13 protein-coding genes are annotated in these 14,310 nt (G+C 65.4%); 7 read left to right on the top strand and 6 right to left on the bottom strand.

Annotated elements, in window-relative coordinates; genetic code table 11:
* Window positions 1–6 precede the first annotated feature (6 nt).
* The 7 genes from whiA (at window position 7) to NG696_RS11125 (ending at window position 5,955) form a co-directional block, all read left to right on the top strand.
* Window positions 7–987 carry a DNA-binding protein WhiA gene (whiA, locus tag NG696_RS11155; protein WP_056339766.1) on the top strand — a complete coding sequence of 327 codons (981 nt, stop codon included), beginning with the start codon at window positions 7–9 and terminating at the stop codon, window positions 985–987.
* A 111-nt stretch (window positions 988–1,098) separates the two neighbouring features.
* The gene (locus NG696_RS11150) at window positions 1,099–1,725 is read left to right on the top strand and encodes a superoxide dismutase (RefSeq protein ID WP_252565285.1); all 627 of its coding nucleotides are present in this window, start codon (window positions 1,099–1,101) and stop codon (window positions 1,723–1,725) included.
* 264 nt (window positions 1,726–1,989) lie between these two features.
* Window positions 1,990–3,000, top strand: a complete 1,011-nt coding sequence (gene gap / locus NG696_RS11145; RefSeq protein WP_058932523.1) for a type I glyceraldehyde-3-phosphate dehydrogenase — start codon at window positions 1,990–1,992, stop codon at window positions 2,998–3,000.
* A 10-nt stretch (window positions 3,001–3,010) separates the two neighbouring features.
* The gene (locus NG696_RS11140; protein ID WP_252565287.1) at window positions 3,011–4,237 is read left to right on the top strand and encodes a phosphoglycerate kinase; all 1,227 of its coding nucleotides are present in this window, start codon (window positions 3,011–3,013) and stop codon (window positions 4,235–4,237) included.
* A gap of 87 nt (window positions 4,238–4,324) precedes the next feature.
* Window positions 4,325–5,140 (top strand): triose-phosphate isomerase, encoded by an 816-nt coding sequence (gene tpiA, locus NG696_RS11135; RefSeq protein WP_252565289.1) that lies wholly within the window; start codon window positions 4,325–4,327, stop codon window positions 5,138–5,140.
* 51 nt (window positions 5,141–5,191) lie between these two features.
* Entirely contained in the window at window positions 5,192–5,449 is a 258-nt protein-coding gene (gene secG / locus NG696_RS11130; protein ID WP_058932520.1) for a preprotein translocase subunit SecG, read from the top strand.
* A 110-nt stretch (window positions 5,450–5,559) separates the two neighbouring features.
* Entirely contained in the window at window positions 5,560–5,955 is a 396-nt protein-coding gene (locus tag NG696_RS11125) for an RNA polymerase-binding protein RbpA (protein ID WP_252565290.1), read from the top strand.
* Here the strand turns inward: NG696_RS11125 and pgl are convergent.
* The 6 genes from pgl to tkt are packed head-to-tail and all read right to left on the bottom strand — an operon-like array spanning window position 5,908 to window position 14,138.
* The gene (gene pgl, locus NG696_RS11120) at window positions 5,908–6,726 is read right to left on the bottom strand and encodes a 6-phosphogluconolactonase (protein WP_252565291.1); all 819 of its coding nucleotides are present in this window, start codon (window positions 6,724–6,726) and stop codon (window positions 5,908–5,910) included. The genes NG696_RS11125 and pgl overlap by 48 nt on opposite strands.
* Window positions 6,716–7,657, bottom strand: a complete 942-nt coding sequence (locus NG696_RS11115; RefSeq protein WP_252565293.1) for a glucose-6-phosphate dehydrogenase assembly protein OpcA — start codon at window positions 7,655–7,657, stop codon at window positions 6,716–6,718. The genes pgl and NG696_RS11115 overlap by 11 nt, the downstream gene beginning before the upstream one ends.
* Window positions 7,654–9,225, bottom strand: a complete 1,572-nt coding sequence (zwf, locus tag NG696_RS11110) for a glucose-6-phosphate dehydrogenase (RefSeq protein WP_252565295.1) — start codon at window positions 9,223–9,225, stop codon at window positions 7,654–7,656. Before zwf ends, NG696_RS11115 begins: the two co-directional genes overlap by 4 nt.
* Window positions 9,226–9,240: 15 nt before the next feature.
* Entirely contained in the window at window positions 9,241–10,875 is a 1,635-nt protein-coding gene (locus NG696_RS11105) for a phosphoglucose isomerase-related protein (protein WP_252565296.1), read from the bottom strand.
* Between the two features lie 6 nt (window positions 10,876–10,881).
* Window positions 10,882–11,997: a transaldolase gene (tal, locus tag NG696_RS11100; RefSeq protein WP_252565298.1), complete on the bottom strand. Its 1,116-nt coding sequence runs from the start codon at window positions 11,995–11,997 to the stop codon at window positions 10,882–10,884.
* Between the two features lie 23 nt (window positions 11,998–12,020).
* On the bottom strand, window positions 12,021–14,138 hold the full coding sequence (tkt, locus tag NG696_RS11095) for a transketolase (protein WP_252575416.1): 2,118 nt from the start codon (window positions 14,136–14,138) through the stop codon (window positions 12,021–12,023).
* Window positions 14,139–14,310: the final 172 nt, after the last annotated feature.

Below are 14,310 nucleotides of genomic sequence, written 5' to 3'. Positions count from 1 at the left end.
GGTGCCATGGCACTGACATCATCGGTCAAGGAAGAACTGTCCCGTCTGGACATCAAGAAATCGTCAGTCCGCAAGGCTGAGGTTTCGGCAATGCTGCGCTTCGCCGGCGGCCTGCACATCATCTCGGGCCGGATCGTGATCGAAGCCGAGGTTGACCTCGCATCCACGGCGCGCAGGCTCCGGGCAGCCATCGCTGAGGTTTACGGCCACCAGAGCGAGATCATCGTTGTCTCCGGCGGCGGACTGCGCCGCGGCAGCCGGTACGTGGTGCGGGTAGTCCGCGACGGCGAGTCCTTGGCCCGGCAGACAGGCCTCCTGGACGGCCGCGGCCGTCCCGTGCGGGGGCTTCCCTCGGCCGTCGTCAACGGCTCGGCCGCTGACGCCGAGGCCGTGTGGCGTGGAGCTTTCCTGGCCCACGGTTCCCTCACGGAACCGGGCCGTTCGTCATCGCTTGAGGTCACCTGCCCGGGCCCCGAGTCCGCGCTTGCCCTCGTTGGTGCCGCCCGCCGTCTTGGCATCCAGGCCAAAGCCCGCGAAGTCAGGGGAGTGGACCGTGTGGTGATCCGCGACGGCGACACCATCGCTGCCCTGCTCATCCGCATGGGCGCCCACGATGCCCTGATGGTCTGGGAAGAACGCAGGATGCGTAAGGAAGTCAGGGCCACGGCCAACAGGCTGGCCAACTTTGACGACGCCAACCTGCGGCGCTCCGCCCAGGCGGCCGTGGCCGCCGGAGCCAGAGTTGACCGGGCACTGGAGATCCTGGGCGACGACGTCCCGGACCACCTCAAATACGCCGGCGAACTCCGGGTGGCCCACAAACAGGCGAGCCTGGACGAGCTGGGGCGCCTGGCAGATCCGGTAATGACGAAGGACGCCATCGCCGGCCGCATCCGCCGGCTTCTGGCCATGGCGGATAAGCGGGCCATCGATTTGGGGATCCCTGGCACTGATGCCAATGTGACGCCTGAGATGCTGGACGAGTAGCGGCGCCCCTAGAATCAGAGCGTTCACCCTGATCTTCCGGATGCCAGTCATCCGGATGCACAATCCGAGAGTTACAACCCGGACAGACCGTCCACGACATTGGAGGATTTTGTGACCGAGTACGTACTGCCAGAACTCAGCTACGACTACGCTGCGCTTGAGCCGCACATTTCGGCGCGCATCATGGAGCTGCACCACAGCAAGCACCACGCCGCGTACGTTGCAGGTGCCAACAATGCCCTTGCCCAGCTGGCAGAGGCACGCGACAAGGGCGACTTCGCCAACATCAACCGCCTTTCCAAGGACCTCGCGTTCCACACCGGCGGCCACATCAACCACTCGGTGTTCTGGAACAACCTGTCCCCGGACGGCGGCGACAAGCCTGTGGGTGAGCTGGCAGCTGCCATCGATGACGCCTTCGGTTCCTTCGACGCCTTCCGTGCCCAGTTCTCCGCGGCTGCCCTTGGCCTGCAGGGATCGGGCTGGGGCTTCCTGGCCTACGAGCCGATCGGTGGCAACCTGGTCATCGAGCAGCTCTACGACCAGCAGGGCAACGTGGCTCTCGGCACCACACCGCTGCTGATGCTGGACATGTGGGAGCACGCCTTCTACCTGGACTACGTCAACGTCAAGGCTGACTACGTCAAGGCCTTCTGGAACATCGTCAACTGGGCCGATGTCGCCAAGCGCTTCGATGCTGCACGCACCAACGCCACGGGCCTCATCACCCTGCCGTAGTGACCCGCAGTACATGAGCGTGTAACAAACTTCACATTTCGGCATGATTTCGGCCGGAATGTGGAAGGTCCGCCCCCGCACTTGCGGGGGCGGACCTACTTAAACGTAAGATGGATCACGGAAGGCGGTCTGCCTTCAGCAATGTGGCTGGTCGCCCTCCGATATGTTAATCATCTCTGCCCAATGGCGTGCGGGATCTGTTAGTTGGCTTCAACGCCCGCTCAACTAGTTTGTGCTTAATCAAGCACCAAGGAGACTGAACAAGTGACGACCCGTATTGGTATCAACGGCTTCGGCCGCATCGGCCGCAACTACTTCCGCGCAGCCCTCGCACAGGGCGCGGACCTGGAGATCGTTGCCGTCAACGACCTCACCAGCCCTGAGGCACTGGCCCACCTGCTCAAGTACGACTCCGTCGGCGGCCGCCTGAAGGAAACCGTTGAGGTCAAGGACGGCAACATTGTTGTCGACGGCAACGTCATCAAGGTTCTCGCCGAACGCGATCCCGCCAACCTGCCCTGGGGCGAGCTGGGCGTTGACATCGTCATCGAGTCCACCGGCTTCTTCACCAAGGCCGCTGCCGCGCAGAAGCACATCGACGCAGGCGCCAAGAAGGTCCTGATCTCCGCACCTGCCTCCGACGAGGACATCACCATCGTGATGGGCGTCAACGAGGGCCTGTACGACAACGCGGCGCACAACATCATTTCCAACGCGTCCTGCACCACCAACTGCCTGGGCCCGCTGGCCAAGGTCCTCAACGACACCTTCGGCATCGAGCGTGGCCTGATGACCACCATCCACGCCTACACGGCGGACCAGAACCTGCAGGACGGCCCGCACAACGACCTCCGCCGTGCCCGTGCCGCCGCCATCAACATGGTCCCCACCTCCACGGGTGCGGCCAAGGCGATCGGCCTGGTCCTGCCTGAGCTCAAGGGCAAGCTGGACGGCTTCGCCATCCGCGTGCCCGTCCCCACCGGCTCGGCCACCGACCTCACCGTCACGGTCTCCCGCGAGACCACCGTCGAAGAAGTCAACGCGGCGCTGAAGAAGGCTTCGGAGTCCGACGAGTTCCAGGGCATCCTGACCTACACGGACGCACCGATCGTGTCCTCGGACATCGTCGGGGACCCGGCGTCGTCGATCTTCGACTCCGGCCTGACCAAGGTCATCGGCAACCAGGTCAAGGTTGTTTCCTGGTATGACAACGAATGGGGCTACTCCAACCGCCTCGTGGACCTCACGGAGCTCGTCGCAGCCAAGCTGGGCTAGGGTTAGACACATGACATTCCACACCCTCAACGAACTGATCGCTGAAGGTGTCCGCGGGCGGTACATTCTTGTCAGAAGTGACCTGAATGTGCCGCTCGACGGCTCTACAGTGACTGACGACGGCCGCATCAAGGCCTCTCTGCCAGTACTGGGAAAGCTCACGGACGCCGGTGCCCGCGTGCTGGTAACAGCCCACCTCGGACGCCCCAAGGGCGCTCCGGAGGAAAAGTACTCCCTCCGGCCTGCCGTAGCGCGGCTCGCCGAACTTGCCGCCTTCAAGGTCTCGCTCGCGCAGGACACCGTGGGCAGCTCCGCTAAGGAACTCGCCGCCTCCCTTCAGGACGGCGAGGTCCTCGTCCTGGAGAACGTGCGCTTCGACGCCCGGGAGACTAGCAAGGACGGCGCCGAACGCGGCGCCTTCGCGGACGAACTGGTGGCCCTGACCGGGGCCAACGGCGCCTACGTTGACGACGCCTTTGGTGCCGTGCACCGCAAGCACGCCAGTGTCTACGACGTCGCCACCCGGCTCCCGTCCTACCAGGGCGACCTTGTGCACACCGAGGTGGAGGTCCTGCGGAAGCTGACAGCTGACACGCAGCGGCCCTACGTGGTGGTGCTCGGCGGCTCCAAGGTCTCCGACAAGCTGGCGGTCATCGACAACCTCATCGGCAAAGCCGACACCATCCTGGTAGGCGGCGGCATGCTCTTCACGTTCCTGGCAGCAGAGGGCCACAGCGTGGCCGGCAGCCTCCTGGAAGAAGACCAGATCCCGGTTGTGCAGGACTACCTGAAACGGGCTGCCGGTGCCGGCACCGAATTCATCGTGCCCACCGACGTTGTGGTGGCCGGTAAGTTCGCGGCCGACGCTGACTACGAGACTGTCCCCGCGGACGGCATCGAGGGCAGCAGCTTCGGTGCCCAGGGCATCGGCCTGGACATCGGCCCGGACTCTGCAGCTGTTTTTGCGGACCGCATCAAGGGCGCCAAAACGGTGTTCTGGAACGGGCCCATGGGTGTCTTTGAGTTCGAAGCATTCTCCGGCGGAACCCGCGCAGTGGCCCAGGCCCTGACTGAAGTCGACGCGTTCACCGTGGTAGGCGGCGGCGACTCCGCTGCTGCCGTGCGGACGCTCGGCTTCGCTGATGACCAGTTCGGGCACATTTCCACGGGCGGCGGCGCCAGCCTGGAATATCTCGAAGGCAAGGAACTCCCGGGACTCAGCGTCCTGGACCGTTAGGAACCTGGACTGCCAAGTCCTCCGGCCGGCAGGGTGCCCGCGGGCACCCTGCCGGCCGCATACATATCAAGTACTTTTGGAGAACACGTGACTACGTCAACGAACGGCGCTTTTGACCGCACGCCTCTCATTGCAGGCAACTGGAAGATGAACATGGACCATGTCCAGGGCATCACCCTCCTGCAAAAACTGGCCTGGACCCTGTCCGACGCCAAGCACGACTACAACCGGGTTGAGGTGGCCGTCTTCCCGCCATTCACCGACCTCCGCGGCGTGCAGACACTCGTCCAGGGCGATGAACTGGACATAGCCTACGGCGGCCAGGACCTCTCCCAGTTCGACTCGGGTGCCTACACGGGCGACACCTCCGGCCAGTTCCTGAACAAGCTGGGCTGCCGCTACGTCCTGGTGGGGCACAGCGAACGCCGGACCATCCACCAGGAATCCGACGAAGTGCTCAACGCCAAGGTCAAGGCAGCGTTCAAGCACAGTGTCACTCCGGTCCTTTGCGTGGGGGAAGGCCTGGAAATCCGCCAGGCCGGCACGCATGTCGAGCACACGCTGACACAGCTCCGGGCGAACGTCGCCGGGCTGACGGCCGAGCAGGCGGCAGAGCTTGTGGTGGCCTACGAGCCCGTCTGGGCCATCGGCACCGGTGAAGTGGCCGGGCCGGAGGACGCACAGGAAATGTGCGCCGCCATCCGCGCGGAACTGGCCACGCTCTTCAGCGATGACGTTGCGGCGAAGATCCGGCTGCTCTACGGCGGCTCGGTCAAGGCCAATAATGTCGCCGCGATCCTGAAAGAACGCGACGTCGACGGCGTGTTGGTCGGCGGGGCCAGCCTCGATCCCGCGGAGTTTGCTAATATTGTCAGGTTCGAGAGTCACCTGATGACGGACTAGTCCGTCACTCAGCTCCAGGCTCCCGCAATTCCAATCTTCTGAAAGGCCGTCGTGGACGTTCTTCATGTCATTCTGCAGATTCTCCTGGGCATCACCAGCCTTCTGCTGACCCTGCTTATCCTCCTCCACAAGGGCCGGGGTGGCGGGCTGTCGGACATGTTCGGCGGCGGTATGAGTTCCGGCCTTAGCTCCTCGGGCGTGGCCGAGCGGAACCTGAACAGGTTTACCGTGATCCTTGGCGTTACCTGGGGCGTCGTGATCATCGCCCTTGGCCTGGTCATGCGCTTCAGCGGTGCAGGGGACTCTTAGCTCCTGCAACTGATCGTCGCCCGGCACTGCCGCGATGGGGATCTCCGAACTAAACTGTGGCTGTTGGCTTCCAACAGCCACAGTTTTTGTTTAAGCAGCCAGGAGTCCCGATGGTACATAGTGCGTCAGCGTTCCGTGGCACCCGGGTGGGTGTCACAGAAGGAGCCGGCCCCAAGAACCAGTCAGAAGCTGCCTCGGGCGAGAGGGTGCCCCGAATCAGGGTTTCCTTTTGGTGCGCCAAGGGGCATGAGACCCAGCTTGTCTTCCTGCGGTTGCCGGATGAGCAGCTTCCCACCGTCTGGGACTGCCGGCGCTGCGGGGCTCCGGCATCACGGGACGGCAAGGAAGCCGACCTGCCGGACCCGCTGGACGAAGGCTTCAAGAGCCACCTCGAATACGTTAAAGAACGGCGCTCCGACCAGGACGCCGAAGCTGTCCTGGCCGGAGCGCTGGAAAAGCTACGCGCCGGTGGCGTCCTTCCGGACGAGCTGCCGCGGGACGCGTGACGCTGCATTTTCATCAATAAGCCACAGCGTGCGGGATGTTCCCCGCGGGCCAGCCGCCGGTACCTGCACCGGGTTGGCGCCCGCCAGTGCCAGGCCAACCGCGCCGGCCTTGTCCTCGCCGGCCACAACCATCCAGACCTCGGCAGCAGTGTTAATGGCGGGAAGCGTGAGTGAGATCCGCTGGAGCGGCGGCTTGGGGGAATTGCGGACGCCAACGACTGTCCGCTCCTTCTCCCGGATTCCGGCCTGCTCGGGGAAGAGCGAGGCCACGTGGGCGTCGGGGCCAACGCCCAGCAGCACAACATCCAGCCGCGGCAGTACTCCCGGTTGATCCGGACGGTTGTCGGACATGTCAGCAGCGTGTTCGGCCTGGGCTGCTTCCCGGAGCCTGCGCGCATAGTCCCCGGCGGCTTCCTCGGGCGTGTCGAAGTCATCCGAGGAAGCCGGCTGGTTGATCCTTGCAGGATCAACCGGAATGCTCGACAGGAGTGCATCAAACGCCTGCCTGGTGTTCCGGTCGGGATCATCCGCAGCAACAAAGCGCTCGTCACCCCACCAAAAATTTACCCTGGACCAGTCGACCGCGGGCGCCGCCGGAGAATCCGCAACCGCCTTCAGCGTTCCGATTCCTACTGTGCCGCCGGTCAGCACCACCGTGGCCTCACCGTGCTTGTCCTGCACATCCACCAGCTTGGTGATCAGGCGGGCCGCGATGGCGGCCATCAGGACGGACGAATCGGGATGGATGCTAACTCTTGGCTCAACGCTCACTGGGTCGGACGCTCCTTAGATTGGTACGTGGCAGTCCAATAGTAATCACTTCGCCGAACACTTCGTCGGGGTCGAGGCGGCGGAGCTCTTCGGCGAGGCAGTCCTTGAGGCTGCGGCGCGGCAGGGAGATGCGTTGCGCGGGCTGTCCGGGCTGCGTGAGTTCCGCGACGGATAGTCCGGGGCGGAACAGCTGCACGTCGCCGGTGTGGCGGGTGAGCCTTACGCGGCGGATGCCGGTCCCGGCGGGATCCGCGACGATGGTCACGGGCGCGTCCAGGGCCAGGGTCAGCCACGCCGCGAGCAGGATCGTGGACGGGGAGTCGGAGGCGCCTTCCACTGCCACGGCGGTGACGGGCGAGGAGTCCACCTGGTCCAGGGCTGCCGCGAGTTGGATCCGCCAGTTCGTCAGCCGGGTCCAGGCGAGGTCGGTGTCGCCGGCCTTATAGGTGGCCCGGATGTTTTCGAGCGCGAGCTGGGGGTCGGTTTCGTTCGCGGAGTCGGTGATCCGGCGGTGCGCGATCCGGCCCACCGAGGTTTCGCAGGCGTTCTCCGGCGCCCCGTGCGGCCACCACGCCACGATCGGGGCGTCCGGGAGCAGCAGGGCCGCGACCAGGGATTCGCTTTCGTGGGCGAGCTCGCCGTAGCCGCGGAGCACGATGACCTCGGACGCGCCGGCGTCACCGCCCACCCGGATCTGCGCGTCGAGCCGGTTCGGGGCGGTCGCCCCGGCGTCGGCCAGGACGATGATCCGGCAGGGGTGTTCACGGCTGGCCTCGTTGGCCGCCTCGATCGCTTCTTCCTCGAGCCCGGACCGGGTGACCACCACGAGGGTCAGGACCCGGCCCAGGGCGATCACACCGCCCTGCTCGCGCAGGGAGGTGATCTTCTTGGAGACCTTGGAAGTGGTGGTGTCCGGCAAATCTACAATCATGGCCTTCTCCAGGTTCGTCCGTCGCGGGCCAGCAGCTCATCGGCCGAGGCAGGGCCCCAGGACCCCGGGGCGTAAGGCTCCGGCTGTTCAGTCAGCCCTGCCCAGTAGTCTTCAAAGGGGTCAAGGATCTTCCAGGACAGCTCCACCTCGGCGTGCCGGGGGAACAGCGGCGGTTCGCCGAGCAGTACGTCCAGGATGAGCCGTTCGTAGGCTTCGGGGCTGGACTCGGTGAAGGAGTGCCCGTAGCCGAAGTCCATGGTCACGTCGCGGACTTCCATCTGCGTGCCCGGGACCTTGGACCCGAACCGGATCGTCGCGCCCTCATCGGGCTGGACCCGGATCACCACGGCGTTCTGGCCGAAGTCATCCTCCCCGTGGTCACGGAAGAGCAGGTTCGGTGCGCGTTTGAACACCACCGCGATTTCGGTCACGCGCCGGCCCAGGCGCTTGCCCGCACGGAGGTAGAACGGCACACCGGACCAGCGGCGGGTGTGGATGTCCACCCGGATCGCCGCGAACGTCTCGGTCTTGGAATCGGCCGGAATGCCGTCTTCTTCCAGGTAGCCCTGGACCTGTTCCCCGCCCTGCCAGCCGCCGGCGAATTGCCCGCGCGCCGAGTGGGTGGACAAATCCTCGGGAAGCTTGACCGCGGCGAGGACCTTTTCCTTCTCCGCGCGCAGGTCATCGGCGTTGAAGGAAATAGGCTCCTCCATCGCCGTCAAAGCCAACAGCTGCAGCAGGTGGTTCTGGATGACATCGCGGGCCGCGCCCACACCGTCGTAATACCCGGCCCGGCCGCCCGTGCCGATGTCCTCGGCCATGGTGATCTGGACGTGGTCCACATAGTTCGCGTTCCACAACGGCTCGAACAACTGGTTCGCGAAACGCAGCGCCAGGATGTTCTGCACCGTTTCCTTGCCCAGGTAGTGGTCGATCCGGAACACCGCATCCGGCGGGAACACCGACTCCACAATGTCGTTCAGCTGCCGGGCCGACTCCAGGTCATGCCCGAACGGCTTCTCGATCACCACCCGCCGCCACTTATCACCCTCAGCCTGCGCGAGGCCGTGCTTGGACAGCTGCCGGCAGACCTGCTCAAACGCCTTCGGCGGAATGGACAGGTAGAACGCGTGATTCCCCCGCGTTCCGCGCTGCTCATCCAGCTCAGCGACCGTGTCACCCAACCGCTCAAACGAATCATCGTCGTCGAACTCGCCCTGGACAAAACGGATACCCTCGGCGAGCTGGTTCCACACCGCCTCATCAAACGGCGTCCGCGAGTACGCCTTCACCGAAGCCTTCACCTCGGCAGCGAACTCCGCATCACTCCACGGACGGCGGCCGAAGCCCACCAGCGCGAAACTCGGCGGCAGCAGCCCCCGGTTCGCCAGGTCATACACGGCCGGCATGAGCTTCTTACGGGCAAGGTCACCGGTCACTCCAAAGAGCACCAACGAGGACGGACCGGCAATCCGGTTCAGGCGCCGGTCACGGGGATCCCGGAGCGGATTACGCCCTGATCGCCCCGAACGCGTCGCGGAATTCCTGCCGTTTTCAGTTTCTGGCATGTTTGCTGTTGAGCCTTAGTTTTCGGTGACGGAAGCTGACCGGGCGGCAAGTGCTGCAATGATCTCCTGCAGCTGTGCAACTCCGGCGGCGCGGTCGGTCAGGTGCAGTCGCAGGACGGGGCGGCCATGGCCGGCCAGGACCTGGGCGTCGCCCGCGGCCTGGGCGGAAATCAGTTCCCCAAACGTGAACGGACGGTCCGGGATGGCCAGGTCTTCCGCAGGAGCGGCCGTGACCTGGAGAAAGACTCCGATGGCGGGTCCGCCCTTGTGGAACTGCCCGGTGGAGTGCAGGAACCGCGGGCCCCAGCCGAAGGTGACGGGACGGCCGCTGACGCCGGCAAGCGGGTCGCGGATGCCTTCCAGCTCTGCGAAGGCCAGCCGGTCAAAGTAGGCATGGACGCTGAGGTAGCTGTCGTCGTCGAGCGTTCCCAGGAGTGCGCCGACGGCTTCCTCCGCAGTGGCTGCACCACGGAGCCAGTCACCGCCGCGGACTTCGATGGCGCCGTCCACGAAGGCGGCAGGGGTCGGTTCGGGCTGGGCGTCCAGCAGGCCGCGGGCGGCAACCTTGGCTGCCTCCACGTCCGGCTGGTCATACGGGTTGATGCCCAGGAGGCGTCCGGCAACGGCGGTGGCGAACTCCCACACCATCATCTGGGTGGCCAGGCCACCGGCGATGGCTACCTCGTTGTCACCGAGTTCGACGTCGGCATCCGCGGCTACCAGCCGCACCACCAGGACGTCCGCGGCGCCGGAGGTGACCTCCGGCGACGTGGGTCCGGCGACAACCGGCAGGACGCCGGTGCCGAGCTTCCCGGTGGATTCGGCGATGAGCTGTTCGGCCCAGTCCGCGAAGCCCACAATGCCGGAGCCGTCCTCGGCGATGACAATCTTGTTGCGCAGCGGGTTGGTTCCGCCCAGGGCCGTTCCGAGGGCCAGCCCGATGTTCTCGGCGGCGTCCTCGTTCAGGATCTCGGCGGCTTCCTCAGCCTCATCCAGGAAAGCCTGGATGTCCACACCGGCCAAGCCAGAGGGGACCAGCCCGAATGCCGTGAGGGCTGAGTAGCGGCCGCCGACGTTCGGGTCGGCGTTGAAGACGGCACGGTAGCCGGCCTCGCGCGAGGCCTTGTCCAGCGGGGAACCAGGATCGGTGACAATGATGATCCGGCTCTTCGCATCGATGCCGGCCTCCGTGAAGGCGTGCTCGAAGATCCGGCGCTGGGAGTCGGTCTCCAGGGTTGAACCGGACTTGGACGAAACCACAATCGCGGTTTCGGCCAGCCGGTCTGCGAGGGCAGCACGGACCTGGTCGGGGTCGGTGCTGTCCAGCACTGTCAGCTCGACGCCAGCGGTGCCGGCGATGACCTCGGGAGCCAGCGAAGAACCGCCCATGCCGCAAAGCACGATGCGGGTCACGCCGTCAGCCTTGAGGGCATCACGGAGCTCGAGGATGCCGGCCACAAGGGCCTGTGAGACGGTGGCCGCCTCAACCCAGCCGAGGCGGACAGCGGACTCGGCCTCCGCGTCGGGACCCCACAGGGTGTGGTCCTTGGCGAAGATCCGGGTGGCAATGCGGTCCGCCACGAGGGCGGGCAGGTGCTGCTCGAGTGCCTGCTGCGCGGCACCGGTGGCGTCGTAGCTGAGAGTGCTCATAGTGGGTTAGGAAGCCTTCCGTGCGGCGGCAAGGGCACCTTCGACGTCGCCCAGAAGTTCCTTCCAGCTGGCCACGAACTTGTCCAGGCCCTCTGATTCGAGGAGTGCGACAACCTCGTTGTAAGAGATGCCCAGTGCGTCCAGTGCGTCCAGCGTGGCGTTGGCCTCGGCGTACGTGCCGGAGACAGTGTCACCGGTGACGACGCCGTGGTCGAACGTGGCGTCCAGGGTCTTCTCCGGCATGGTGTTCACGACGCCGGGGGCGGCCAGCTCGGTGACGTAAAGGGTGTCGGGGTAGGCCGGGTCCTTGACGCCGGTGGAGGCCCACAGCGGACGCTGCGGGAGGGCGCCGGCTTCAGCCAGCAGTGCCCAGCGCTCGGTGGTGAAGAGCTCCTCGTGGACCTGGTACGCCAGGCGGGCGTTGGCCACGCCTGCCTTGCCCTTGAGTGCCTTGGCCTCGTCGGTGCCGATGGCGTCAAGGCGCTTGTCGATTTCGGAGTCCACGCGGGAAACGAAGAACGATGCGACCGAGTGGATCTTGGACAGGTCGTGGCCGTTATCCTTGGCCTGCTCCAGGCCGGACTGGAAAGCGTTGATGACAGCGCGGTAACGCTCGAGCGAGAAGATCAGGGTCACGTTGACGCTGATGCCCTCGGCCAGCGTCGCCGTGATCGCTTCGAGGCCTTCAAGGGTTGCCGGAATCTTGATGTGGACGTTGTCCTTGTTGACCTTCTTGTACAGGTGCTTGGCTTCGGCAATGGTGCCGGCCGTGTCCCAGGCGAGGCGCGGGTCAACTTCGATGGACACGCGGCCGTCGACACCGTTGGTGGCTGCTGCCACCGGTGCGAAGAGGTCGCAGGCGTCGGCGACGTCGGTGGTGGTGATTTCGAAGATGGTCTCCTCGACGCTGGCGCCGGCTGCTGCCTGGGCCGCGATGGTGGCGTCGTAGTCCGTGCCGGCCGTGATGGCGGCGTGGAAGATGGACGGGTTGGTGGTCACACCAACAACGTTCTTCTCTTCGATGAGCTTCTGCAGCGTGCCGGTTTCAAGGCGGCTGCGGGAAAGGTCATCGAGCCAGATGGATACTCCGGCGTCGGAGAGCTGCTGTGTAGGGGTAGTCATGGTGATATCTCCTAAAATCTGGTTCAGGCCTGCAGGCCAGCGAGGGAGTCCTTGGCAGCGGCGGCGACAGCCTCCACAGTGATGCCGAACTCCTGGAAAAGGCGCTTGTAGTCGGCGGAAGCGCCATAGTGCTCGAGCGAGATGGAACGTCCGGCGTCGCCGACGAATTCCCTCCAGCCCAGGGCCAGCCCGGCCTCGACGGAGACCCGGGCCTTGACGGCAGCGGGGAGCACGGACTCGCGGTAAGCGGCGTCCTGCTTGTTGAACCACTCGACGCAGGGCATGGAGACAACGCGGGCAGCGATGCCTTCAGCCTGGAGGGCTTCGCGGGCCTGGACGGCCAGCTGGACCTCGGAGCCGGTGCCGATCAGGATCACGTCGGCGGGCACGGTGGCGCCGTCCTTGGAAGCTTCAGCCAGGACGTAGCCGCCCTTGGCCACACCGGAAACGGAACCGAACGTGTCGCCGTCGGCTTCGCTTTCACCACGGGCATAGGTGGGGATGTTCTGGCGGGTCAGGACAATGCCGGCCGGGTTCTCGTGGTTCTCCAGCATGGTCTTCCATGCCACCGCGACCTCGTTGGCATCGCCGGGGCGGACGACGTCCAGGCCCACGATGGCGCGCAGGGAAGCGAGCTGTTCCACCGGCTGGTGGGTGGGGCCGTCTTCGCCCAGACCGATGGAGTCGTGCGTCCAGACATACAGGGACGGAACACCCATCAGGGCGCCGAGCCGGATGGCGGGCCGCTGGTAGTCGCTGAAGATCAGGAACGTGCCGGAGAACGCGCGGGTCCGGCCGTGTAGGGCGATGCCGTTCACGATCGATGCCGCGGCGTGCTCACGGATGCCGAAGTGCAGGACCCGGCCGTAGGGGTTGCCGGACCAGGTATCGGTCTGCTTGGAGGCGGGCACGAACGACGGCGAGCCTTCGATGGTGGTGTTGTTGGATTCGGCGAGGTCGGCGGAGCCGCCCCAGAGTTCCGGCATGACCGGTCCGAGTGCGTTTAGGACCTTGCCGGAAGCGGCGCGGGTGGAGACGTCCTTGCCGGCCGGGAAGACCGGAAGCGCGGCGTCGAGGCCGTCGGGCAGTTCGCGGGCCTCGATGCGCTGCAGGAGTGCGGCGCCTTCGGGGTTGGCGGCCTGCCAGGCGTTGAAGGACTCTTCCCATTCCTTCTTGGCAGCGGCGCCGCGGTCCACGACGGAGCGGGCGTGGGCCAGGACTTCCTGGTCCACGTCGAAGGACTTGGCGGGGTCGAAGCCCAGGACCTCCTTGAGGCCGGCGACTTCCTCTGCACCGAGAGCGGAACCGTGGATCTTGCCCGTGTTCTGCTTCTTGGGGGCCGGGTAGCCGATGATGGTGCGCAGCGAGATGATGGAGGGCTTGGACGTCTCGGCCTTGGCGGCGAGCAGTGCGGAGTAGAGCTCCTGGACGTCCTCTTTGTATTCGCCGGTCTTGGTCCAGTCGACGCGCTGGGTGTGCCAGCCGTAGGCCTCGTAGCGCTTCAGGACATCCTCGGTGAAGGAGATGTCGGTGTCGTCCTCGATGGAGATGTGGTTCTCATCGTAGACAACTACAAGGTTACCCAGTTCCTGGTGGCCGGCCAGCGAGGACGCCTCGGAAGTGACGCCTTCCTGCAGGTCCCCGTCGGAGGCGATAACCCAGATGGTGTGGTCGAAGGGGCTTTCGCCGGCCGCAGCGTCGGCGTCGAACAGGCCGCGCATCCGGCGCTGGGAGTAGGCGAACCCGACCGAGGAGGCCAGGCCCTGGCCCAGCGGGCCGGTGGTGATCTCCACACCGGCAGTGTGCTTGTACTCCGGGTGGCCCGGCGTCAGGGAATCCCAGGTGCGAAGCGCCTCAAGGTCCTTCAGTTCCAGGCCGTAGCCCGACAGGAACAGCTGGATGTAAAGGGTCAGCGACGTGTGGCCGGGTGACAGGATGAAACGGTCGCGTCCCATCCAGTCAGGGTTGCGCGGGTCGTGGCGCATCAGCTTCTGGAAGAGCAGGTAAGCGGCGGGCGCCAGGCTCATGGCCGTGCCGGGGTGGCCGTTACCGACTTTCTCGACGGCATCCGCAGCCAGAACGCGGATGGTGTCCACCGCGCGCTGGTCCAAGCTGGTCCATGACAGTTCTTGCTCTTCCAAATGTGGCACGAAAACCGGGCCCCTCTCTGTGCTGATGGTGGACGGTACACGGGATCCGTTCCGGGGCACGCTGTGGTGCCCGCTGCGGTGTGTACCAGCCGTTCACCATCGAAACGTTGATCTATCATTCAGCAGGGCTGTGGGAACGCGTTTTCCAACGCTTTTCTGCCGC

This window comes from Pseudarthrobacter cellobiosi, from assembly GCF_023913755.1.
GTDB classification, from domain to species: Bacteria; Actinomycetota; Actinomycetes; order Actinomycetales; family Micrococcaceae; genus Arthrobacter; species Arthrobacter cellobiosi.
The sequence above is the reverse complement of the archived record's forward strand: the minus strand, read 5'-3'. Positions and strand labels throughout refer to the sequence as shown.

Excerpts from the sequence above, each read along its gene's own strand:
- whiA (WP_056339766.1), top strand. The coding sequence starts at position 7 with ATGGCACTGACATCATCGGTCAAGGAAGAACTGTCCCGTCTGGACATC.
- NG696_RS11140 (WP_252565287.1), top strand. The coding sequence starts at position 3,011 with ATGACATTCCACACCCTCAACGAACTGATCGCTGAAGGTGTCCGCGGG.
- NG696_RS11125 (WP_252565290.1), top strand. The coding sequence starts at position 5,560 with ATGGTACATAGTGCGTCAGCGTTCCGTGGCACCCGGGTGGGTGTCACA.
- NG696_RS11115 (WP_252565293.1), bottom strand. The coding sequence starts at position 7,657 with ATGATTGTAGATTTGCCGGACACCACCACTTCCAAGGTCTCCAAGAAG.
- zwf (WP_252565295.1), bottom strand. The coding sequence starts at position 9,225 with ATGCCAGAAACTGAAAACGGCAGGAATTCCGCGACGCGTTCGGGGCGA.
- NG696_RS11105 (WP_252565296.1), bottom strand. The coding sequence starts at position 10,875 with ATGAGCACTCTCAGCTACGACGCCACCGGTGCCGCGCAGCAGGCACTC.
- tal (WP_252565298.1), bottom strand. The coding sequence starts at position 11,997 with ATGACTACCCCTACACAGCAGCTCTCCGACGCCGGAGTATCCATCTGG.